Here is a 22,394-nt window from a genome sequence, read left to right on the forward strand (position 1 = left end):
CACGGAGGCCCGGTTCACCGTCAGGTGGACCGGGCCTCCGTCGTCGGTACGGGCTCGATGAAGGGCGCGAGGAGGTCGGGTACGGCCCCGGCGGCGAAGGTCAGGCCCTGGCTCTGTCCGGCGTCGGGGATGTCGTACGCGCCCGCTCCTGCCGCCGTCGTGGCGGTGAGCGTCAGGACGCCGGCGCGCCGCTGGAAGTACGACTGCTTGACGGTCCACCCGATGACGCCGGAGCGCTGCAGGGCGACCGTGGTGCGCCGGACCGTGCCCGAACGGGTCACCAGATAGTCGCCGGTGACGCCGTGTCCGAGACTGCGGTACGCGTCGAGGGCGAGGAGCACGGCGAGCGGGGTGAGGACGGCGGCGCAGCCCGCCGCCAGGTACAGCAGGACCGGGGTGAGGAGGAGCCCGAGGCCGGCGAGGAGGGCGACCGGGGCCGCCACGGCCCACAGGGCCCAGCCCAGCCGCCGGGTGCGGGCGGCGGGCGGGTGGGCGGCGAGCGGGGTCCCGGTGGGCGGCTGCGGCTCGCGCAGGACCTGGGCGGCGACGCGGTCGGCGAGCTCCCGGGGCACGGCCGGCAGCAGGGTCTTGAGGTCGGTGTGCTTGTCCCCGTCGTCCTTCGCGAGGCCGGTGGCGACGGCGTCGACGCGGGCGGCCCCGACCAGGCGCACCCCGAGCGGCTCGACGACCTCGATCCCGCGCAGCCGGCGTTCCTCGATGGAGACCGAGCGCGCGGTGAGGAGCCCGCGGCGGACGCGCAGGGTGCCGCCGGGCTCGCGCTCCAGGCGGTAGTTCCACCACATCTCGACCCAGAGCCCGAGGGCTCCGACGGCCCCCACGACGGTGGCGATGAGGACCAGGTCGACGAGCATCCAGGCGAGGGAGACGTCCCGGAAGCGGTCCCCTATCCAGTCGATGACCTCGGCCTGGGCGCCGAACCACTCGCTGACCTGCATGACGGATCCGGCGGCGGCGCCGCCGAGGGCCGGGGCGACGAAGGAGAGCGGTGCGTAGCGGATCCAGCGCGGGTCGACGGTGGCGAGGGCGCCGTCGTCGGGGAGGCCGGCGGAGTCCGTGACGACGCGGGCGAGGAGGTCGTGGCGGAGGCGCTCGCCCTCGGCGCGGGTGACCAGGTCGAGTTCGAGCGTGGACTCGCTGCCGCCGGTGCTCTCGCCGGTGCCGATGCGGACCTTGACGAGACCGAGGAGGCGCTGGAGGGGGTTGGCGGTGAGGTCGACGCTGCGGATGCGCTCGCGGGCCAGGGAGCGCCGCTTTATCAGGAGGAGCCCGGTGTGGAGTTCGACCCGCTCGGGGCCGATCCGGTAGCGGGTGCGGCGCCAGCGGACGTAGTCGGCGACGGTGCCGCCGAGGACGAGGAGGAGCGCCCCCGCGAGGACCCAGGAGAGGGCCTGCCACAGCGGCCTGGATCCGGCGAGGCCGACCGTCGTGGGCAGCCCGGCGCCGCCGGCCACACCGCACAGGACGGCGGCGGTGGCCAGCAGCATGCGCCGGTCGAGGCGCCGCCACTCCTCGCCGGGTCCGGCCTCGTTCATGTGGCGTCCCCGGGGGTGGTGGCCTGGGTGAGGGCCGTGAGCCGTTCGCCGAGCTCGGCGGCGAGCTCGTGGTCGAGGCCCTCGATCCGGATCGCACCCTTGGAGGAGGCGGTGGTCACCGTGACGGTGGCGATCCGGAAGAGCTGCTCCAGCGGGCCGCGCGAGGTGTCGACGGTCTGGATGCGGGACATCGGCGCGATCCGCCACTCCTGCCAGAAGGCTCCCGTGCGGACGTAGACGGCGTCGTCGGTGACCTCCCAGCGGTGCACCCGGAACCACCAGGAGGGGAGGAACGCGGCGCAGCCGAGGCCCACGGCCGCCACGGCACCGGCCGCGATCAGCAGCCAGGACCTGGCGGGTCCGATGAGGGCGCCGAGGACGGCGAGGACCACCACCGGCACGGCGGTGGTCACCAGGAGCCGGCTCCGCCACCAGGTGACGGCCCGCTCGTCCACGGCGTTCCTGGGCGGCCGCAGCCGCACCGCGTTCTCCCCCGTCATGCTTCTACCGTCCGCGCAGCGAGCGGTAGGTGGTCACGAGACCCGCGGTGGAGCTGTCGAGCTGGTCGCCGCCCTCGCCCTCGGTCAGGACCGGCTCGATCCGCTTGGCGAGGACCTTGCCCAGTTCGACGCCCCACTGGTCGAAGGAGTCGATGTTCCAGATCGCGCCCTGGACGAAGACCTTGTGCTCGTAGAGCGCGATCAGCTGGCCGAGGACGGAAGGGGTGAGCTTCTCGGCGAGGATCGTGGTGGTGGGGTGGTTCCCCTGGAAGGTCTTGTGCGGGACGAGCTCCTCGGGGACGCCCTCGGCCCGTACCTCCTCGGGCGTCTTGCCGAAGGCGAGCGCCTGGGTCTGGGCGAAGAAGTTGGCCATGAGCAGGTCGTGCTGGGCGACGAGGCCGGGCAGCAGGTCGGCGACGGGCCGGGCGAAGCCGATGAAGTCGGCCGGGATGACCTTGGTCCCCTGGTGGATCAACTGGTAGTACGCGTGCTGCCCGTTGGTGCCGGGCGTGCCCCAGACGACGGGTCCGGTCTGCCAGTCGACCGGCCTGCCCTCGCGGTCCACCGACTTGCCGTTGGACTCCATGTCGAGCTGCTGGAGGTAGGCGGTGAACTTCGACAGGTAGTGCGAGTACGGGAGTACGGCATGCGACTGGGCGTCGAAGAAGGCGCCGTACCAGACGCCGAGGAGGCCGAGGAGCAGCGGCGCGTTCTCCTCGGGCGGGGCGGTGCGGAAGTGCTCGTCGACGAGGTGGAAGCCGTCGAGCATCTCGCGGAAGCGCTCCGGGCCGATGGCGATCATCACGGAGAGGCCGATGGCGGAGTCGTAGGAGTAGCGGCCGCCGACCCAGTCCCAGAACTCGAACATGTTCGTGGTGTCGATGCCGAACTCCTCGACCTTCTCGGCGTTGGTCGAGAGGGCGACGAAGTGCTTGGCGACGGCTTCCTGGCCGGCGCGGAGGCCGGTGAGGAGCCAGTCGCGGGCGGAGGTGGCGTTGGTGATCGTCTCGATGGTGGTGAAGGTCTTCGAGGCGACGATGAACAGCGTCTCGGCGGGGTCGAGGTCGCGGACGGCCTCGTGGAGGTCGGCGCCGTCGACGTTGGAGACGAAACGGAGCGTCAGGTCCCGCTGGGTGTAGGAGCGCAGGACCTCGTAGGCCATGGCGGGGCCGAGGTCGGAGCCGCCGATGCCGATGTTGACGATGTTCTTGATCGGGCTGCCGGTGTGACCGGTCCACTCGCCGGCGCGGACCTTGTCGGCGAACGCGGCCATCTTGTCGAGGACGGCGTGGACGCCGGGGACGACGTTCTCCCCGTCGACCTCGACCACGGCGCCGCGGGGGGCGCGGAGCGCGGTGTGGAGGACGGCGCGGTCCTCGGTGGTGTTGATCTTCTCGCCGCGGAACATGGCGTCGCGCAGCTCGGCCACGCCGGTGGCGGCGGCCAGTTCACGGAGCAGCGTCAGCGTCTCGTCGGTGACGAGGTGCTTGGAGTAGTCCAGGTAGAGGTCGCCGACCCGGAGGGTGTGGCCGGTGCCCCGCTCGGGGTCGGCGGCGAACAGGTCACGCAGATGGGTCTCGCCCAGCTGCTCACGGTGCTTGCCGAGGGCCGCCCACTCGGGCAGCCGGTTGAGCCTGGTGCGGCCTTCGTTGTTCATCTCGGACATCGCCCACTTCTTCTCGTACTGCTTGTCTGCCCCGCTGCGTCTCCAAACCTAATTGATCAGAGGGGCCAACGACGCGACGGCGAGGCGTGCAAGGGGAACGCAGAACGGGCCTTGCCCGCGAACTCGGTTCGCGGGCAAGGCCCGTTCGTCACACCGTCACACCACGCTCAGATCTCGCCCCGCAGCTTGGCGAGGGCTTCGGCGAGGATCGCCTCGCCGTCCGCGTCGCTGCGCCGTTCACGCACATACGCGAGGTGGGTCTTGTACGGCTCCGTGCGCGGCGGGTCCGGCGGGTTGTCCCGGTCCTGACCTGCCGGGAAGCCGCAGCGAGGGCAGTCCCAGGTCTCCGGGATCGCCGCGTCGCTGGCGAAGCTCGGCTGCGTCTCGTGCCCGTTCGAGCACCAGAAGGAGATGCGGGCGCGCGGCGCCGACTCGCCCCGCTCGGCCTCGCCCATCGGCCCCGCTCCGACCCGGCTTCCCCGGATCGCGTTGCCACTTGCCACGGTCGTAACTCCCTGCGTGATGGTGCTCGAAGATGCCCCAGTCTACGTAAGGCCCAACGCGCGTCCAGTGTTCGGAGTTACCCGTCCAACTTCATCAGGAGACCAAGTACCACAATGCAGGCGAACCAGAGCAGACCGACCACGACGGTGATCCGGTCCAGGTTGCGCTCGGCGACCGAGGAGCCACCGACGGACGACTGCATGCCGCCACCGAACATGTCGGAGAGACCGCCGCCCTTTCCCTTGTGCATCAGTACGAGCAGCATCAGCAGCCCGCTGAAGACGAGCAGGGCGATCGAGAACCCCATAACCACGGCTGGACCAACTTCCTCGGACTTATACGGACGGGGGCCGGGCACCTGCCCGACCCCCGCTAGGGTACGACGTAACTCCGCTACCGCATACTCACTGGTCGCGGAAGCGCACGATCTTGACGAACTCGTCGGCGTCCAGCGCCGCGCCGCCCACGAGGGCGCCGTCGACGTCCGGCTGCGCCATGATCGCGGCCACGTTGCCGGCCTTGACCGAGCCGCCGTACTGGATGCGGACCTTGTCGGCCAGCTCCTGCGAGTACAGCTCAGCGAGGCGCCCGCGGATCGCGCCGCAGACCTCCTGCGCGTCCTCGGGGGTGGCGACCTCGCCGGTGCCGATGGCCCACACCGGCTCGTACGCGATCACGATGGTCTCGGCCTGCTCGGCCGGGACGTCCTTCAGGCCGCCGTCGAGCTGGGCGAGGGTGTACTCGACCTGCTGTCCGGCCTTGCGGATGTCGAGGCCCTCGCCGACGCAGAGGATCGGGGTCACGCCGTGCTTGAAGGCGGCCTTCACCTTGGCGTTGCAGGCCTCGTCGTTCTCGGCGTGGTACTGGCGGCGCTCGGAGTGGCCGACGGCCACGTAGGCGCACTTGAACTTGGCCAGCATCGAGCCCGAGATCTCACCGGTGTAGGCACCGGAGTCGTGCGCCGAGAGGTCCTGGGCGCCGTACTTGATCTTCAGCTTGTCGCCGTCGACCAGGGTCTGTACGGACCGCAGGTCGGTGAAGGGGACCAGGACCGCGACCTCACAGGCGTCGTAGTCCTTGTCGGTCAGGGCGAAGGCGAGCTTCTGGACGTGGGCGATGGCCTCGAGGTGGTTGAGGTTCATCTTCCAGTTGCCCGCCATCAGCGGGGTGCGGGTGCTCATGGGTGGGTCAGTCCTCCAGTGCGACGAGGCCGGGGAGCTGCTTGCCCTCGAGGTACTCGAGGGAGGCGCCGCCGCCGGTAGAGATGTGGCCGAACTTCGTCTCGTCGAAGCCCAGGATGCGGACGGCGGCGGCGGAGTCGCCACCGCCCACCACGGTGAAGGCCGGGGAGTCGAGGAGCGCCTGGGCGACGGCCTTGGTGCCCTCGGCGTAGGCGGGGTGCTCGAAGACGCCCATCGGACCGTTCCAGAAGACGGTGCCGGCGTCGGCGACCTTCGAGGCGTAGAGCTTACGGGTCTCCGGACCGATGTCCAGGCCCTCCTCGTCCGCCGGGATGGCGTCCGCGGCGACCGTGGTGGGGTGGGCCGGGGCCTTGGTCTTCAGGTCCGGGAACTCGGACGAGACCAGGACGTCGACGGGGAGCACGAACTCCACGCCGCGCTTCTTGGCCCGCTCAAGGTAGTCCAGGACCGCCGGGATCTGGTCCTCCTGGAGCAGCGAGATGCCGACCTCGTGGCCCTGGGCCTTGAGGAAGGTGTACGCCATGCCGCCGCCGATGAGGATGCGGTCGGCCTTCTCCAGGAGGTGGTCGATGACCCCCAGCTTGTCGGAGACCTTGGCACCGCCGAGCGCGACCACGTAGGGCCGCTGGACGTCGTCCGTGAGCTTCTTCAGGACGCCGACCTCGGTGGCGATGAGGTAGCCGGCGGCGTGCGGGAGGCGCGCCGGGAGGTCGAAGACCGAGGCGTGCTTGCGGTGCACGGCGCCGAAGCCGTCGCCGACGTAGACGTCGGCGAGGGTGGCCAGCCGGTCCGCGAAGGCGCCGCGCTCGGCGTCGTCCTTCGAGGTCTCGCCGGCGTTGAACCGGAGGTTCTCGATCACGGCGACCTGGCCGTCGGAGAGGCTGGCGACGGTGGCGGTGGCGGAGTCGCCGACCGTGTCCGTCGCGAAGGCCACCTCGGTGCCGAGCAGCTCGCCGAGGCGGGCGGCGGCCGGTGCGAGCGAGAACGCCGGGTCCGGGGCGCCCTTGGGGCGGCCCAGGTGCGAGGCGACCACGACGCGGGCGCCCGCGTCGGCGAGCGCCTTGACCGTGGGGACGACGGCGCGGATGCGGCCGTCGTCGGTGATGGTGGTGCCGTCGAGCGGCACGTTGAGGTCGGCGCGGACGAACACCCGCTTGCCGGAGACGCCTTCGGCGAGAAGCTCGTCGATCGTCTTCATCTGTCACAGACTCCTTGGTACGCGGTGGAGCACACAAACAGGGCTCGTACAGCGCGGCGTTGCGCTGCCCGAGCCCTGCTCACATCGAAAGCCCGCCCTGAAGCTTAGAGCTGGCCGCCGACGAAGACGGTGAGGTCGACGAGACGGTTGGAGTAGCCCCACTCGTTGTCGTACCAGCCGAGGATCTTGACCGTGTTGCCCTCCTGGACCATGGTCAGGGAGGCGTCGAAGGTGCAGGACGCCGGGTCGCTGACGATGTCGGAGGAGACGATCGGGTCCTCGGTGTAGACCAGGACGCCCTTGAGGTCGCCGTCCTCGGAGGCCTTCTTGAACGCGGCGTTGACCTCGTCCTTGGTGACCTCGCGGTCGAGGGTGACGACGAGGTCGGTGGCGGAACCGGTCGGGACCGGGACGCGCATGGCGATGCCGTCGAGCTTGCCCTTGAGCTGCGGGAGGACCAGCGCGGTGGCCTTGGCGGCACCCGTCGTGGTCGGGATGATGTTCTCCGCGGCGGCGCGGGCGCGGCGCAGGTCCTTGTGCGGGAAGTCCAGGATGCGCTGGTCGTTGGTGTACGCGTGGACCGTGGTCATCAGGCCCTTGACGATGCCGAAGTTCTCGTCGAGGACCTTCGCCATCGGCGCGACACAGTTCGTCGTGCAGGAGGCGTTGGAGATGACGTGGTGGTTGGCCGCGTCGTACTTGTCCTGGTTGACGCCCATCACGATGGTGATGTCCTCGTCGCTGGCCGGAGCCGAGATGAGGACCTTCTTGGCGCCGCCGGCGATGTGCTTCTCGGCGTCGGCCTTCTTGGTGAAGATGCCGGTCGACTCGATGACGATGTCGACGCCCAGCTCACCCCAGGGGATGTCGGCCGGGTTGCGCTCGGAGAGCACCTTGATGGTGCGGCCGTCGACGGTGATGGTGTCGGCGGTGTGGGTGACCTCGGCCTTGAGGCGTCCCAGGATGGTGTCGTACTTCAGCAGGTGCGCGGTGGTCGCGGTGTCACCCAGGTCGTTGACGGCCACGATCTCGATGTCAGCACCCTGATCAAGGAGCGCGCGGAAGTAGTTCCGGCCGATGCGGCCAAAGCCGTTGATGCCTACGCGGATCGTCACGAACCGATCTCCTCGTTAGGTACGCCGGTGTGCTCGACGCCGGCGAGATTTTTGTTTTTAGGGATGTCCCCGACCGCTTACGACCCTACCTCTCCGGGGACCTCGGAGTGACATCCAGCGCATCCGGACGAGCCCGGAAAGTGAGGGCGGGGGGCCGACGGCCCGTACCTACCGGCGGGTACGGGACGTCGTGGGACCTTTGTCCCGACTACTCTCCGTCAGCGGCGGAGCACCCCGAGGGCGCTGCGGACGAGTCGTGCCCGGTCCGCCGCACCGGGCACGTGCTCCAGGCCGTAGCCGAGGAGGACGGTGTCACGGGTGGTGACGGCGGCCTGCGAGTGGAAGAGCGCCGCCGAGCGCGTCCAGTCGGCGCCGTTGCCGGGGCTGCCGTCCGGAGCGCCCGGTACGGTCCACGCGCCGAGGGCGGTCTCGAAGCCCTCGGCCTCGGTGGTGGTCCCGGTGACGAGGCGGGTGTCGTCGACGAAGGCGCCCATCTCGCCCGTACCGGGGTCGGAGACGTACGAGATCGACAGCTCGACCTGCTTGCCCGCCCAGGCGCTGAGGTCGACGGAGGCCTGCCGCCAGCCGTTGGAGGGGCCGGTGAAGGCGTTCCAGGAGCCGGTGGTGCCGGTGGCCGTGCAGCCGTCCTCGCCGACGGTGAGGTAGTGGGCGAGGAAGGGGTGGCCGCGGACGTAGTAGCCCTCGCCGCAGTCGGCGGGGGGCTCGGCCGAGGTGCCGCCGTTGGTGTCGGGCAGGGTCGTCCAGTCGTCCTGGCCGACGGTGTGGGCCTCGACGACGAGGTTGTCGTAGCCGGGCTCGGTGTCGTAGCTGACCTGGAAGTCCAGGCGGGGGGCCGCACCGGCCGCGACGCCGGTGAGGTCGACGGTCCTGCTGAGCCGCGCCCAGGTGTTGTCGGCGTGCTTGACGGCGGCGAAGGACGCGCCCTCGGCGGGCTCGAAGGGCATGCGGATGCCGGGGTAGTCACCGGCCGAGGCGCTGCTCGCGAACTGCGGGAACTCCCCGGGCGGCAGCGTGTCCGAGGTGACGGTGTACGCGCCGGCGTGGTCGAGCGGGTTGTCGGCGGCGCCGGCGAGGCTCGCGCCGGCGCCCGCGAGGGCTCCGGTGCCCGCGAAGGCCGGGGGGTTCTTGAGGCCCGCGCGGTGATAGGCGCCGAGGTAGTACTGGGCGAAGTCGTTGGACTCGGCCCGGCCGATCCGGGTGAGGCCGCCGGTCTTCTCACCTGCGTTGATCAGCTTGCCGCCCTCGTTGAGGTAGGCCCGGACGGCGAGCTGGGTGGTGCCGGAGGGCGCCTCGGCGCCGGTGTACCAGACGACGGTACGGAAGTGGGACAGGATGCCGAGGGCGTCGGGGGTGCCCTGTGTGGCGACGTCCCAGACGACGGCCCCGCGGCCGTTGTCGGCGAGCGCCTTCACGTACGCGGCGGTGTGCCGGGCGGCGGTGGTGCCGCCCTCCTCCGCGAGGACGAGCACGTCGCCGCGGGGGCGCTCGGCCACCTTGTAGGTGAAGGGGGCGGAGGCGGTGGTCCGGCCCTCACGGGTGCGGCCGGTGAACCAGACCTCGACGGAGTCGCCGGTCCTGGCGCCCTCGACCTCGGCGCGGTACTCGTCGAAGTAGAGGTTGTCCTCGCCGCCGAAGGTCTCGCCGCCCTTCCAGGCGTCGAGTTCCTCGCTCTGGGTGCGGCCGCCGTTGATCCGGTACTTCAGGGTCTTGCCGCGCAGGGACTTGCGGGCGGTGACGGCGACCTCCTGCTCCGCTCCGCGGGCGAAGGAGGTGGTGAAGGTCTTCGGGGTGAAGTCGGGGGCCTCGATGCCGACCGGGGAGACGGGCCGGTCCGGGTGGGCGGCGGTCTCGGCGACGGCGAGCGCGAAGGGGATGTTCTTGGCGAACTCGGCCTGGATCAGCTTCTCGTCGTCCGGGAAGGTGAAGACGGACGCGCAGTCGGCCGGGTTCCAGGCGTCGTTCGGGTCGACCCGGGAGGCGGTGGCGCAGGTCGACATCTCAGGGGTGAACATCTGCATCCCGTTGACGTTGGCCGCGTGTCCGTCCGCCTCGCCGTTGGTGATGTAGAGCTCCGAGGAGACCTGCGGCCGGTATCCGGGCACGGCCGGGTTCTGCGGGGTGCCGGCGAGGGCCTTGAGGGCCACGTCGTCGGGGGTGTCCGTGGCGACCTGCCAGCCGACGCCGTACAGGATGAGCTGGGCGGCCGAGTGGTAGTTGATGCCGTACGCGAAGCCGATCCGCTTCTGGAAGGCGTCGAGGGCCTTGGTCTCGGGCTCCGACATGGGGCCCGTGCCGCGGAAGGTCTCGTCGGCCGGGTCGGGCGACGAACCCTCGTTGTCGTAGCCCCACTTGTAGGCGAAGTTGCGGTTGAGGTCGACACCGTCCCCGGGGGCGGTCCTCCCGTCGCCGTCGTTGTCGCGGAGGTTCTTGCGCCACTGACGGTTCGCGGGCGCGGCGTGCGTGAAGTCGTAGCCGTCCGGGTTGGCGGAGAGCACGAACCACAGCTCGGTGGTGTCGACGATCCGGGTGATCCGCTCGTCCTTGCCGTAGCCGTCGAGGTAGTGGTGGAGCAGCCGCCGGGTCATCTCCGGGGTGATCCACTCGCGTGCGTGCTGGTTGGACAGGTACAGCGTGGCGGGCTTGGAACCGTCCTTGACCCGCTGGGCGCCCTTGCTGACCTTGAGGGCGAGGATGTCCTGGCCCTTGAGGGTCTTGCCGATGGAGACGACCTTGGTGATGCCGGGGTTGGCGCGGGCCGTGTCCAGGATCTCCTGCTTGAGCCCGTTCGCGCCGCCGTACGGACGGAAGACCCCGTCTCCGGCGGCGGCCACCCGCCGCTCGGCCTGGGCGGTCAGGCTGTGCCGGGCGAGTTCGACGCCCTGGCCGCGCAGGTGACCGGCCTGCCGGCCGGTGAGGAAGAGCTCGACCGTCGCGGACCCCTTGTCGGGGACCTGCTCGGTCATCTCGTGGGCGTCCGCACCGGCTTCCAGGAGCAGCGGGACCTGTTCCTTGGTGACCTCGGCACGCCATACGGAGAAGGCGTCGCCGCCGTCCCGGTCGTCGGGCTGCGCTCCGGCGACGGGTGCCGCCGCCATTCCCGCGATCAGCAGTGAAGCCGCGGCGAGGATCGATCTCGCTCTGCGTCTCATGAGCCCCCCTTGCTGTTGTCTGCCCCGAAGGTGAACAGACGCCAGGCTCATGGGCGCCCATGGGCCTGTCAAGGGTGCCTCGCGGCGGTACGAAAAAGCTGCCGGTGCCTCAGAAGGGCACCGGCAGCTCGGAGTTCGAGGTTCCGTTCGGGACGGAACGGGTCAGCCGACGAGGCTGTCGTCGAGCTCCTCCGTCAGGTTGGACTCGGTCCCGGGAATGCCCAGGTCCTGCGCCCGCTTGTCGGCCATGGCGAGCAGTCGCCGGATCCGGCCGGCCACCGCGTCCTTCGTCAGCGGCGGGTCGGCGAGCGCGCCCAGCTCCTCCAGGGAGGCCTGCTTGTGCTCCATGCGGAGCCGGCCGGCCGCGGCGAGGTGCTCGGGCACCTCCTCGCCGAGGATCTCCAGGGCGCGCTGCACCCGGGCGCCGGCGGCGACCGCCGCGCGGGCCGAGCGGCGCAGGTTGGCGTCGTCGAAGTTGGCCAGGCGGTTGGCGGTGGCGCGGACCTCGCGCCGCATCCGCCGCTCCTCCCAGGCGAGCACCGACTCGTGCGCGCCGAGCCGGGTGAGGAGGGCGCCGATCGCGTCGCCGTCACGGACGACGACCCGGTCCACCCCCCGCACCTCGCGGGCCTTCGCCGCGATGGAGAGCCGGCGGGCCGCGCCGACCAGGGCGAGCGCCGCCTCGGGCCCCGGGCAGGTGACCTCCAGGGAGGAGGACCGGCCGGGCTCCGTCAGGGAGCCGTGCGCGAGGAACGCGCCGCGCCAGGCCGCCTCCGCGTCACAGGTCGCGCCGGAGACCACCTGCGGGGGGAGGCCCCGGATGGGACGGCCGCGGCCGTCCACGAGACCCGTCTGCCGGGCCAGCTGGTCGCCGCCCGCCACCACCCGCACCACGAAGCGCGAGCCGCGCCGCAGGCCTCCGGGGGCCATCACGATCAGCTCCGAGCTGTGCCCGAAGATCTCCATGATGTCCCGCTTGAGGCGGCGCGCCGCCATCGCCGTGTCCAGCTCCGCCTCGATCACGATGCGGCCGCTCACCAGGTGCAGCCCGCCCGCGAACCGCAGGATCGACGAGACCTCTGCCTTCCTGCAGCAGGTCCGGGTGACGGGAAGCCGGGAGATCTCGTCCTTCACCGCTGCCGTCATCGCCATGGGCCGATCCTTCCATGCATCCGAAAAATACGGTCGTACGCGGCGGCCAACAGCTCCGGGTCGTGCTTCGCGGAGCCGTCGGGCCCGGCCACCGGCGCCAGCTCGACCGCGGCACCGAGCCGCTTGGCGGCATCGGAGAGGGACTCGCGATCGGGCACGGCGGCCTCGTCGGCCAGCACCACGTCCAGGGCGAGTTTAGGGGCGTGTCGTCCCAAAACCTCCAAATGACGCTGCGGGGAGAAGCCCTCGGTTTCTCCGGGCTGCGGCGCGAGGTTCAGCGAGAGCACCTTCCGGGCCTTCGTCGTGGCCAGGGCGTCGAGCAGTTCGGGCACGAGGAGGTGCGGGATCACCGAGGAGAACCAGGAGCCCGGACCGAGGACCACCCAGTCCGCGTCAAGGACCGCCTCGACCGCCTCCGGCACCGCCGGCGGGTCGTGCGGCACGAGGTGCACGGACTGCACCTCACCGGGGGTGAGCGCCACGGTCGCCTGACCGCACACGGTGTCCACGTCGTCAGGCCGCTCCGGGTCATGGCCCCTGACCAGGGCCTGGAGCTCCAGGGGGACGGCGGACATGGGCAGCACCCGGCCCTGGGCGCCGAGCAGCCGGCCCACCAGGTCCAGGGCCTGCACGGGGTCGCCGAGCTGCTCCCAGAGGGCGACGATCAGCAGGTTGCCGACGGCATGGCCGTTGATCTCGCCCTTGGACTGGAAGCGGTGCTGGATGACCCTGGCCCAGGTCTGGCCCCAGTCGTCGTCGCCGCAGAGCGCGGCGAGCGCCTTGCGGAGGTCTCCCGGCGGCAGGACGCCCAGCTCCTCCCGGAGCCGGCCGCTGGAGCCGCCGTCGTCGGCGACGGTGACGACGGCGGTGAGGTCGCCGGTGATCCGGCGGAGGGCGGCGAGGGAGGCCGAGAGGCCCATGCCGCCGCCCAGCGCGACCACCTTGGGCTGGGCGCCGCGCCTGCGGAGCGTGCGCCGCGCCGTGAGGGTGGAGGCGCGCCGTCGGTACGGCTTCACTCGCGCCCCATGTCCCGGTGGACGACCACGGTCTCGACCCCTTCGGCGGCGATGCGGGCGGCGAGGCGCTCGGCGGTGGCCACGGAGCGGTGCTTGCCGCCGGTGCAGCCCACGGCGATGGTCACGTACCGCTTGCCCTCGCGGCGGTAGCCCGCGGCGATCAGCTGGAGCAGCTCCGTGTAGCGGTCGAGGAACTCCTTGGCGCCGGGCTGGTTGTAGACGTAGTTCGACACCTCCTCGTTGAGGCCGGTGAAGGGGCGCAGCTCGGGGACCCAGTGCGGGTTCGGCAGGAAGCGCATGTCGACGACGAGGTCGGCGTCGACCGGCAGGCCGTACTTGAAGCCGAAGGACATCACGGTGGCCCGCAGCTCGGGCTCCTCGTCGCCGGCGAACTGGGCGTCCATCTTGGCGCGCAGCTCGTGGACGTTGAGGCTGGAGGTGTCGATCACCAGGTCGGCGTCGCCGCGCAGCTCGCGCAGCAGGTCGCGCTCGGCGGCGATGCCGTCGGTGATCCGTCCGTCGCCCTGGAGCGGGTGGGGCCTGCGGACCGACTCGAAGCGCCGGACCAGGGCGTCGTCGGACGACTCCAGGAAGACGATGCGGCGGGTGACCTGCTTGGCGTCCAGGTCGGCGAGGGACTCCCTGAGGTTGTCGAAGAACTGCCGGCCGCGGACGTCCACGACGACGGCGATCCGGGCGACGTTGCCCTGGGAGCGGGCGCCGAGTTCCACCATGGTGGGGATCAGCGCGGGCGGGAGGTTGTCCACGACGAACCAGCCGAGGTCCTCCAGGCACTTCGCCGCGGTGGACCGGCCCGCTCCGGACATGCCGGAGATGATCACCAGTTCGGGGATGGCCGCCTCGGCGCCGTTGTCGCCGGGGGTCTCCTTCGTGCCCGTACTCACGTGTCCTGCTCCGCCTTCTCTGTCGTGCTGGTCCTGCGCGTCCTGTTCATCGTGCCGGTCCTGCTGCTCGTGCGCGGTCATGCCGTGCCGCCCCCGTCGTCTTCCATGATCTCTCCTGTCGCCGTGTTCACGGCGGGTGCGGCCGGGGCCGCCTGGGCGAGGGCCACGACGACCGCCTCCGCGGTCTTCCGGCCCATGCCGGGTACTTCGCAGATCTGCTCGATTGTCGCCTGCCGGAGCCGCTTCACCGAGCCGAAATGCTTGATCAACGCGCGTTTCCGGGTGTCACCCAGACCGGGGACCTCGTCGAGAGGGCTGGTCCGGATGCGTTTCGTCCGCTTGGACCGCTGGTAGCGGATGGCGAAGTCGTGAGCCGTGTCACGTACGCGCTGAAGGAGGTACAGGCCCTCGCTGGAGCGGGGCAGCACGACCGGGTCGTCGTCGCCGGGCAGCCAGACCTCCTCGAGACGCTTGGCGAGCCCGCAGACCGCGATGTCGTCGATGCCCAGCTCGTCCAGGGCCCGCCGGGCCGCGGCGACCTGCGGCTGCCCGCCGTCGACCACGACGAGCTGCGGCGGGTACGCGAAGCGCTTGGGGCGCCCGGTCTCCTCCGGGTCCTCGACGACGCCCTCCGGATCCCATTCCCCCGTCTTCTCCTTCTCGGCGAGGTAGCGCCGGAAGCGGCGGCCGATCACCTCGTGCATGGACCGGACGTCGTCCTGCCCCTCGAAGCCCTTGATCTGGAAGCGGCGGTACTCGCTCTTGCGGGGCAGCCCGTCCTCGAAGACCACCATCGAGGCGACCACGTCCTCGCCCTGGAGGTGGGAGATGTCGAAGCACTCGATCCGCAGCGGCGCCGAGTCCAGGTCCAGGGCCTCGGCGATCTCCTCCAGGGCCCGGGAGCGCGTGGTCAGATCGCTGGCGCGCTTCGTCTTGTGCAGGACGAGCGCCTGCTGGGCGTTGCGCGCGACGGTCGTCATGAGGTCCTTCTTGTCGCCGCGCTGCGGGATCCGCAGCGAGACGTTGGACCCGCGGCGGCCGGTGAGCCAGGCGGTGACGGCCTCCGTGTCCTCGGGCAGCGCCGGGACCAGGACCTCCTTGGGGACCGCGTCGCCGCTCTCCTCGCCGTACAGCTGCTGCAGCGCGTGCTCGACGAGGCCGGCCGTGTCGACGGCCTCGACCTTGTCGGTGACCCAGCCCCGCTGGCCGCGGACGCGTCCGCCGCGCACGTGGAAGATCTGCACGGCGGCCTCCAGCTCGTCCTCCGCGAGGGCGATCAGGTCGGCGTCGGTGGCGTCGGCGAGCACGACCGCGCTCTTCTCCATGGCCCGGCGCAGCGCCTCTATGTCGTCGCGCAGCCGGCCGGCCTTCTCGTACTCCATGTCCTCGGCGGCCAGCATCATCTGCTTCTCGAGACGGCGGATGTACGTCCCGGTACGGCCGGCCATGAAGTCGCTGAACTCCTCGGCGAGTTCGCGGTGCTCCTCGGGGGTGACCCGGCCGACACAGGGCGCCGAGCACTTGCCGATGTAGCCGAGGAGGCAGGGGCGGCCGGCCGAGGCCGCGTTCCGGAAGACGCCCGCCGAGCAGGTGCGGACGGGGAAGACGCGCAGCATCAGGTCGACGGTCTCGCGGATCGCCCACGCGTGCGCGTACGGCCCGAAGTAGCGCACGCCCTTCTTCTTGTGGCCGCGCATGACCTGGACGCGCGGGAACTCCTCGTTCATCGTCACCGCGAGGTACGGGTAGCTCTTGTCGTCCCGGTACTTCACGTTGAACCGGGGGTCGTACTCCTTGATCCAGGAGTACTCCAGCTGGAGCGCCTCGACCTCGGTCGACACGACGGTCCACTCCACGGAGGCGGCCGTGGTCACCATGGTGGCCGTGCGCGGGTGCAGGCTCGCGAGCGGCTGGAAGTAGTTGGCGAGCCGCTGGCGCAGGGACTTCGCCTTGCCCACGTAGATCACCCGGCGGTGCTCGTCGCGGAACTTGTAGACCCCCGGGGAGTCGGGGATCTGACCCGGCTTGGGGCGGTAGCTGGAGGGGTCTGCCATGCTCCCCACCCTACTGGCGGGCACCGACAGCCCGGCCTCGCACGACCCGGCCACCGGCCAGCGGTCGCCCCTCGCGCGGGTGACTGCGGGCCGGTGGCGCGGGGCCCGGTCGCTCAGGCCTCCGTGGTGCTCCGGGTGCGGCGCCGGAGGAGCGCCGTGCCCGTGAGGGCGAGGGCCAGGAGCGCGCCCGCGCCCGCCGCCGCGGAGGCGCCCGTGAGGGCCGGTTCGTCGTGTGCGGCGGCCGTACGGGACGCGGGCCCGGGTGCCGCGGCCTGCGGGGCGTATCCGCCGGCCGCGCCCTTCGCCGCGTACGCCGAACCCGGCAGCTTGTCGCCGTACGCGCGGGCGACCCGTTCCCGGTAGGCGGTGAGGCTCGTCCCGTTGCGGCCGACGGCCCGTATCGCGTCCTCGTCGAGCGGGAGCACCTTCGTGCCCTTCTGGACGTACCAGGCGTCGATCTGCGGCTCGCGGAAGACGAGGCCGCCGGGCAGCAGACGCCCGCCCTGTTCCGCGAAGCGGATCTCGTCGTCGCCGGTCGCGATGTTCACCACCTGCCAGCCGCCGGCCCCCTTCACCGTCCAGAGCGAGGCCTTCTGCCCGTCCGGCGCAACGGCGCGGCTGGCGCGGAACTCGGTCCGGGCGACCGGGGCCCCCGCCTTCCCCGCGACGAAGTCCGGGGAGAGGATCCGTACCGGCACGGAACCGCCCTCGACGCGCGGCGCGGCCGCCGAGCGGGCGGTGCTCCCGTCCCGGGCGAAGAACCGGGCCAGGGTGTCCAGGGTGCCGGGCGCCGAGGCGGCCAGTTCGGGGGTCGGCGCGGGCGGCGCTCCCCCGGCGGCGGCCGCCGGGAGCGTTCCGAGGAGGACGAGGGTCGCGGTGGCAAGAAGGCCGGCACCCGTGGCACGAGCGTTCATCGTCGTCACGCCCCTATCCGGTAGAGCGAGTGGGTCCAGGAGAACGACTCGTTGTCGACGTACCAGGCGTGCGAGGCCCAGTTGTAGCGGTTGCTGGAGGGCCAGGGGTCGCCCCAGTAGACCCAGCTGCCGGAGTCGTCGTAGCCGTACAGCACGTGCATGTGACCGCCGCCGCCCGCCCACTGGATGCGGGTCTCGACGGGCCGGTTCGCGTTGATCTCGGTCTGCACGGTCGAGTAGCGCAGCCAGCCGTCGACGTACGAGCCGGGGTTGATCCCGGCCCAGCGCAGGCCGGTCTGGACGTTGCCGAGCGTGGCCTGCCAGTTGGGGCAGTCGTAGCCCTGCCGGCGGTCGAAGGCGGCGTTGCAGAACTGGTTCTGACTGTAGTTCCTGCCGAACCAGGTGGCGATGGTGTTGCCGCCCGCCGCCCAGCACCAGTTGGTCTTCTGCTGGGCCTGCATGGTGATGTTCAGCCGGTGGGAGCCGAGGACGGCGGTGTCGTCGACGGGGGCGGCCGATGCCGAGGTGGTGGGGACGAGGAAGAGGGCGGCCGCGGCGAGTGCCGCGAGGTTCAGCTTTCTTCTGCGCATCGCGTTCCTCCCAGGAGTGGGGGGTGGGGATGGGGGTGGAGGAGCGCGTCCGGACGCTGGTCAGGAGCATCGGCCGTTGTCCTGATCTGGTCAACACGCTTCAATGCGGGGTGACATCGGGCTGTGAACGGTGCGACCCGGGTGTGAACGGACACCCTCGGCCCACCTGCCCGCCCACCCCTCGCGGCGCACCGGTCCGCGCCCCCGTCGTGAATGTTCACCGAGGAGCCCTCGTGAGCCACACCGAGGCCGATCTGCTGCGGCTGCTGCACACCGGCCCCTTCCATCTGGCGCTGCGCACCGCGCTCGCCGTGCGCGGGCTGCCGCTCCAGCGGGTCCAGCACCATCTCGCCCACCGCGGGGTCAGGGTCGGGGTGACGAGCCTGAGCTACTGGCAGCAGGGCGCCCGCCGCCCGCAGCGGCCGGAGTCCCTGAAAGCGGTCCGCGCCCTGGAGGAGGTGCTCCAGCTCCCCGGGAACTCACTGCTGCGGCTGCTCACGGAGGACGCCGTCGCGCGCGCCGAGGCGGAGCGTCCGGCGGCTCGCTCGTACCGCTCCCTCGTGGAGGCGTCCGGCTCGGTCGAGGAGCTGCTCGCCGAGCTCGAGACGCCGACGGACGGCGGACTGCACACCGTCGGGCACCACGAGCGGGTGCGGATCGGGGCGGGGCGGGAGCTGGTGGGGCGCGAGTCGCAGCACGTGGTGCGGGCGCACCGGGACGGCGTGGACCGCTATCTCGCCATCCACCACGGGGACCCCGGCTGCGACCCGTCGCGGGTGGCGGTGCGGGCGGTGGAGAACTGCAGGACCGGGCGGGTGCGGTGGCACGCGGGGACGGGGGTGCTCGTCGCGGAGCTGCTCTTCGACGTGCGGCTGCGGTCCGGGGACACGTACGTCTTCTCGTACGGCTTCGAGGACGGTACGGCGGGGCCGAGCCGGGAGTACGTGCGCGGGTTCAGCTTCGCGGGCGGGCAGTACGTGCTGCAGGTGCGCTTCGACGAGACGGCGCTTCCGCTGCGGTGCCGGAGGTTCGCGCAGGCCTCGACGGGCGCGCCGCGCGGGGGCCGTGCGGAGCTGACCCTGAGCGGCCGGCACCGCACGGTGCATGTCGTGGAGCAGGGGGTACGCCCGGGGATCCTGGGGATCGACTGGGACTGGACGTAGCGCGGTTTGCCCTCTCAGGCCTTGGGGGCGGTCGTCTCGGGGCCCGCGATCAGCTTGCCGTTCTCGACGCGGACCGCGACCTCGGGGAGCGGGACGGTGGCCGGGCCCTTGAGCGCCTTGCCGGTGGTCACGTCGAAGCGGCTGCCGTGGCAGGGGCAGTTGCCCTCGTTGTTCTCGATCTTGTCGAGGACGCAGCCGGCGTGGGTGCACTGGGCGCTGAACGCCTTGTACTGGCCCTTGGCCGGGCAGCTCACCAGGACCCGCTGCTCGCGGTAGAGCTTGGCGCCGCCGACCGGGACCTCGTCCGGGGCGCCGAGGGTGACCGGGGCGGTCGGGGTCGGCACCTGGGCGTGGCCGAGGTTGGACTCGGTGGAGCAGGCGGCGACTCCCAGCCCGGCGGCACCGGCGAGGGCGGCGCCTTTCAGTACGGTGCGGCGGCTGGACTGGCCGGACATGGGCGCTCCACGGTGGATCGGGGCAAGGCGTGACCGAACCGACGATACCGGCGGCGGTGGGCAGGCTTGAGTCAGGGCCCCCGGTGGGGGCCCTGCCTCGGACGTCAGGCCTTGCGGGCCCGGGTCGTCGCCTTCTTGGCCACGGCCTTGGTGGCGGTCGCCTTCGTGGCGGTCGCCTTCGTGGCGGTCGCCTTCGTGGCGGTCGCCTTCTTGGCCGGGGCCTTCTTCACCGCCGTCTTCTTCGCGGCCGTCTTCTTCGCCCCTCGGGCCGCCGGAACGGCCTCTCCGGCGTCGCTGACCCGGTCCGCGTCGAGGATCTCGCGGAGGAACTTGCCGGTGTGGCTGGTGGAGACGGAGGCGACCGCCTCCGGAGTGCCCTCGGCGACGACCAGGCCGCCGCCGTTGCCGCCCTCGGGGCCCATGTCGACGACCCAGTCGGCGGTCTTGATGACATCGAGGTTGTGCTCGATGACGATCACGGAGTTGCCCTTGTCGACCAGTCCGGACAGGACCTTGATCAGCTTCGAGATGTCCTCGAAGTGCAGACCGGTGGTCGGCTCGTCCAGGACGTAGACCGTGCGGCCGGTCGAGCGCTTCTGGAGCTCGGAGGCGAGCTTCACGCGCTGCGCCTCACCGCCGGAGAGCGTCGGCGCCGACTGGCCGAGCCGGACGTAACCGAGGCCGACCTCGTTGAGCGTCCGCAGGTGGCGGGCGATGGTCGGGACGGCCTCGAAGAAGTCGAGGGCCTCCTCGATCGGCATGTTCAGGACTTCGGCGATGGACTTGCCCTTGTAGTGGACCTCCAGGGTCTCCCGGTTGTACCGGTCGCCGTGGCAGACCTCGCACGGGACGTAGACGTCCGGGAGGAAGTTCATCTCGATCTTGATCGTGCCGTCGCCGGAGCAGTTCTCGCAGCGGCCGCCCTTGACGTTGAAGGAGAACCGGCCGGGCAGGTAGCCCCGGACCTTGGCCTCCATCGTCTCGGCGAAGAGCTTGCGGACGTGGTCGAAGACACCGGTGTAGGTCGCCGGGTTCGACCGGGGGGTGCGGCCGATCGGGGACTGGTCGACGTGCACGACCTTGTCGACGAGGTCGTCGCCGTCCACGCGCGTGTGCCGCCCGGGCACCGACTTGGCGCCGTTCAGCTCGCGCGCCAGGTGCGTGTAGAGGATGTCGTTGACCAGGGTCGACTTGCCGGATCCGGAGACGCCGGTGACGGCGGTGAGGACGCCCAGCGGGAAGGAGACGTCGATGTCCCGCAGGTTGTTCTCGCGGGCCCCGTGCACGGTGAGCCGACGCCCGGGGTCCACCGGGCGTCGGATGTCCGGGGTGGGGATCGACCGGCGGCCGGACAGGTACTGCCCGGTCATGGACTCCTCGTTGGCGAGGAGCTCCTTCAGGGTGCCGGTGTGGACGACCTTGCCGCCGTGCTCGCCCGCGCCGGGGCCGATGTCGACGATCCAGTCGGCGACCTTGATGGTGTCCTCGTCGTGCTCGACGACGATGAGCGTGTTGCCCATGTCGCGGAGCCGTACGAGGGTCTCGATGAGCCGGTGGTTGTCGCGCTGGTGGAGGCCGATGGACGGCTCGTCGAGCACGTACAGCACGCCGACCAGACCGGAGCCGATCTGGGTGGCGAGCCGGATGCGCTGGGCCTCGCCGCCGGACAGGGTGCCCGCGGCGCGGTTGAGCGAGAGGTAGTCGAGGCCGACGTCGACGAGGAAGCGCAGCCGCTCGTTGACCTCCTTGAGGACCCGCTCGGCGATCTTCTTGTCCCGCGCGTTGAGCGTCAGGCGGCCGAGGAACTCGGCGCAGTCGCTGATCGACATCGCGGAGACCTCGGCGATGGACCTGTCCATCACCGTGACCGCGAGCACGATCGGCTTCAGCCGGGTGCCCTCGCAGGTGGGGCAGGGCACCTCGCGCATGTAGCCCTCGAAGCGCTCGCGGCTGGAGTCGCTCTCGGCCTCGGTGTGGCGCCGCTTGACGAAGGAGACGGCGCCCTCGAAGGCCGGGGTGGTGTACGCCCGCTCCCGCCCGTACCGGTTGCGGTAGCGGACCTCGACCTGGGTCTTGTGGCCGTGCATCAGGGCCTTCTTGGCGCGCTGCGGCAGTCCCGCGTACGGGATGTCCGTGCGGAAGCCGAGGGCCTGCGAGAGACCGCCGATGAGCCGGCCGAAGTACTCCTTGGTGTGGCCGTGCGACCACGGGTGGATGGCGCCCTCGTCGAGCGACTTGTCCTCGTCGGGGACGATCAGCTCGGGGTCGACCTCCATGCGGGTGCCGATGCCGGTGCAGTCGGGGCAGGCGCCGAAGGGCGAGTTGAAGGAGAAGGAGCGCGGCTCCAGCTCCTCGAAGGACAGGTCGTCGTACGGGCAGTAGAGGTGCTCCGAGTACATCCGCTCGCGCTCGGGGTCGTCCTCCGCGAGGTCGACGAAGTCGAGCACGACCATGCCGCCGGAGAGTCCGAGCGCCGTCTCGACGGAGTCGGTGAGGCGGCGCTTGGCGCCGTCCTTCACGGTGAGGCGGTCGACGACCACCTCGATCGTGTGCTTCTCCTGCTTCTTCAGGGTCGGCGGCTCGCTCAGCTGCACGGTCACCCCGTCGACCCGGGCACGGCTGTAGCCCTTGGTCTGGAGGTCGGCGAAGAGGTCGACGAACTCGCCCTTCCGCTCGCGGACGAGCGGGGAGAGCACCTGGAAACGGCTGCCCTCGGGGAGCTCCAGGACCCTGTCGACAATGGCCTGCGGCGACTGGCGGGAGATGGGCCGGCGGCACTCGGGACAGTGCGGCTTGCCGATGCGGGCGAAGAGCAGGCGGAGGTAGTCGTAGACCTCCGTGATGGTGCCGACCGTCGAGCGCGGGTTGCGCGAGGTCGACTTCTGGTCGATGGAGACGGCGGGCGACAGACCTTCGATGAAGTCGACGTCCGGCTTGTCCATCTGACCGAGGAACTGCCGGGCGTACGAGGAGAGCGACTCGACGTAGCGGCGCTGCCCCTCGGCGAAGATCGTGTCGAACGCGAGGGAGGACTTGCCCGACCCCGAGAGCCCGGTGAAGACGATCAGGGAGTCACGCGGGAGGTCGAGCGAGACGTTCTTGAGGTTGTGCTCACGAGCGCCACGGACGATGAGACGGTCGGCCACGCCGGTCCGCACCTTTCTTCAGAGAGCGGATGTCTGCACAGAGCGAATGCCTTCAGAAGAGAGCGAATGCCTTCAGAGCTGAAGTCTTCGG

Annotated in this window: 18 protein-coding genes; 1 reads left to right on the forward strand and 17 read right to left on the reverse strand. The window is 71.1% G+C overall.

What is annotated here, in order from left to right; genetic code table 11:
* Positions 1–20 precede the first annotated feature (20 nt).
* The 15 genes from ACIA8N_RS00680 to ACIA8N_RS00750 form a co-directional block, all read right to left on the reverse strand.
* On the reverse strand, positions 21–1,553 hold the full coding sequence (locus ACIA8N_RS00680) for a PH domain-containing protein (RefSeq protein WP_365782418.1): 1,533 nt from the start codon (positions 1,551–1,553) through the stop codon (positions 21–23).
* A complete protein-coding gene (locus ACIA8N_RS00685; RefSeq protein ID WP_365782420.1) occupies positions 1,550–2,053 on the reverse strand; it encodes a PH domain-containing protein in 504 nt (167 codons plus the stop codon). The genes ACIA8N_RS00680 and ACIA8N_RS00685 overlap by 4 nt, the downstream gene beginning before the upstream one ends.
* Positions 2,054–2,057: 4 nt before the next feature.
* Positions 2,058–3,710 carry a glucose-6-phosphate isomerase gene (pgi, locus tag ACIA8N_RS00690; RefSeq protein WP_365782456.1) on the reverse strand — a complete coding sequence of 551 codons (1,653 nt, stop codon included), beginning with the start codon at positions 3,708–3,710 and terminating at the stop codon, positions 2,058–2,060.
* A gap of 176 nt (positions 3,711–3,886) precedes the next feature.
* Entirely contained in the window at positions 3,887–4,222 is a 336-nt protein-coding gene (locus ACIA8N_RS00695; RefSeq protein ID WP_071891222.1) for an RNA polymerase-binding protein RbpA, read from the reverse strand.
* 77 nt (positions 4,223–4,299) lie between these two features.
* The gene (secG, locus tag ACIA8N_RS00700; RefSeq protein ID WP_024758014.1) at positions 4,300–4,530 is read right to left on the reverse strand and encodes a preprotein translocase subunit SecG; all 231 of its coding nucleotides are present in this window, start codon (positions 4,528–4,530) and stop codon (positions 4,300–4,302) included.
* Between the two features lie 97 nt (positions 4,531–4,627).
* Positions 4,628–5,404, reverse strand: coding sequence for a triose-phosphate isomerase (tpiA, locus tag ACIA8N_RS00705; RefSeq protein WP_365782423.1), 777 nt, complete (start codon positions 5,402–5,404; stop codon positions 4,628–4,630).
* A 7-nt stretch (positions 5,405–5,411) separates the two neighbouring features.
* Positions 5,412–6,623, reverse strand: a complete 1,212-nt coding sequence (locus ACIA8N_RS00710; RefSeq protein ID WP_365782425.1) for a phosphoglycerate kinase — start codon at positions 6,621–6,623, stop codon at positions 5,412–5,414.
* Positions 6,624–6,727: 104 nt separating this feature from the next.
* The gene (gene gap / locus ACIA8N_RS00715) at positions 6,728–7,738 is read right to left on the reverse strand and encodes a type I glyceraldehyde-3-phosphate dehydrogenase (protein ID WP_365782427.1); all 1,011 of its coding nucleotides are present in this window, start codon (positions 7,736–7,738) and stop codon (positions 6,728–6,730) included.
* 218 nt (positions 7,739–7,956) lie between these two features.
* A complete protein-coding gene (locus ACIA8N_RS00720; protein WP_365782429.1) occupies positions 7,957–10,908 on the reverse strand; it encodes a M14 family zinc carboxypeptidase in 2,952 nt (983 codons plus the stop codon).
* Positions 10,909–11,070: 162 nt separating this feature from the next.
* On the reverse strand, positions 11,071–12,060 hold the full coding sequence (gene whiA / locus ACIA8N_RS00725; protein ID WP_030205996.1) for a DNA-binding protein WhiA: 990 nt from the start codon (positions 12,058–12,060) through the stop codon (positions 11,071–11,073).
* Positions 12,051–13,076 (reverse strand): uridine diphosphate-N-acetylglucosamine-binding protein YvcK, encoded by a 1,026-nt coding sequence (gene yvcK / locus ACIA8N_RS00730; RefSeq protein WP_030205999.1) that lies wholly within the window; start codon positions 13,074–13,076, stop codon positions 12,051–12,053. Before yvcK ends, whiA begins: the two co-directional genes overlap by 10 nt.
* Positions 13,073–14,062 carry an RNase adapter RapZ gene (rapZ, locus tag ACIA8N_RS00735; RefSeq protein WP_359209548.1) on the reverse strand — a complete coding sequence of 330 codons (990 nt, stop codon included), beginning with the start codon at positions 14,060–14,062 and terminating at the stop codon, positions 13,073–13,075. Before rapZ ends, yvcK begins: the two co-directional genes overlap by 4 nt.
* Positions 14,059–16,035, reverse strand: a complete 1,977-nt coding sequence (uvrC, locus tag ACIA8N_RS00740; RefSeq protein WP_365782432.1) for an excinuclease ABC subunit UvrC — start codon at positions 16,033–16,035, stop codon at positions 14,059–14,061. The genes rapZ and uvrC overlap by 4 nt, the downstream gene beginning before the upstream one ends.
* Positions 16,036–16,148: 113 nt before the next feature.
* Positions 16,149–16,949, reverse strand: coding sequence for a hypothetical protein (locus ACIA8N_RS00745; protein WP_399415389.1), 801 nt, complete (start codon positions 16,947–16,949; stop codon positions 16,149–16,151).
* Positions 16,950–16,954: 5 nt separating this feature from the next.
* Positions 16,955–17,539: a papain-like cysteine protease family protein gene (locus tag ACIA8N_RS00750; RefSeq protein ID WP_365782436.1), complete on the reverse strand. Its 585-nt coding sequence runs from the start codon at positions 17,537–17,539 to the stop codon at positions 16,955–16,957.
* Between the two features lie 233 nt (positions 17,540–17,772).
* Between ACIA8N_RS00750 and ACIA8N_RS00755 the strand changes: the two genes are divergently transcribed.
* Positions 17,773–18,702 (forward strand): hypothetical protein, encoded by a 930-nt coding sequence (locus ACIA8N_RS00755; RefSeq protein WP_365782438.1) that lies wholly within the window; start codon positions 17,773–17,775, stop codon positions 18,700–18,702.
* A 14-nt stretch (positions 18,703–18,716) separates the two neighbouring features.
* Here ACIA8N_RS00755 and ACIA8N_RS00760 read toward each other — a convergent pair whose 3' ends face one another.
* Complete coding sequence (locus ACIA8N_RS00760) at positions 18,717–19,157, reverse strand: Rieske (2Fe-2S) protein (RefSeq protein ID WP_365782440.1); 441 nt, start codon at positions 19,155–19,157, stop codon at positions 18,717–18,719.
* A 104-nt stretch (positions 19,158–19,261) separates the two neighbouring features.
* Positions 19,262–22,303 (reverse strand): excinuclease ABC subunit UvrA, encoded by a 3,042-nt coding sequence (gene uvrA / locus ACIA8N_RS00765; protein WP_365782442.1) that lies wholly within the window; start codon positions 22,301–22,303, stop codon positions 19,262–19,264.
* Between the last annotated feature and the right edge of the window lie 91 nt (positions 22,304–22,394).

The organism is Streptomyces sp. NPDC051822, from assembly GCF_044452745.1.
Lineage (GTDB): Bacteria > Actinomycetota > Actinomycetes > Streptomycetales > Streptomycetaceae > Streptomyces.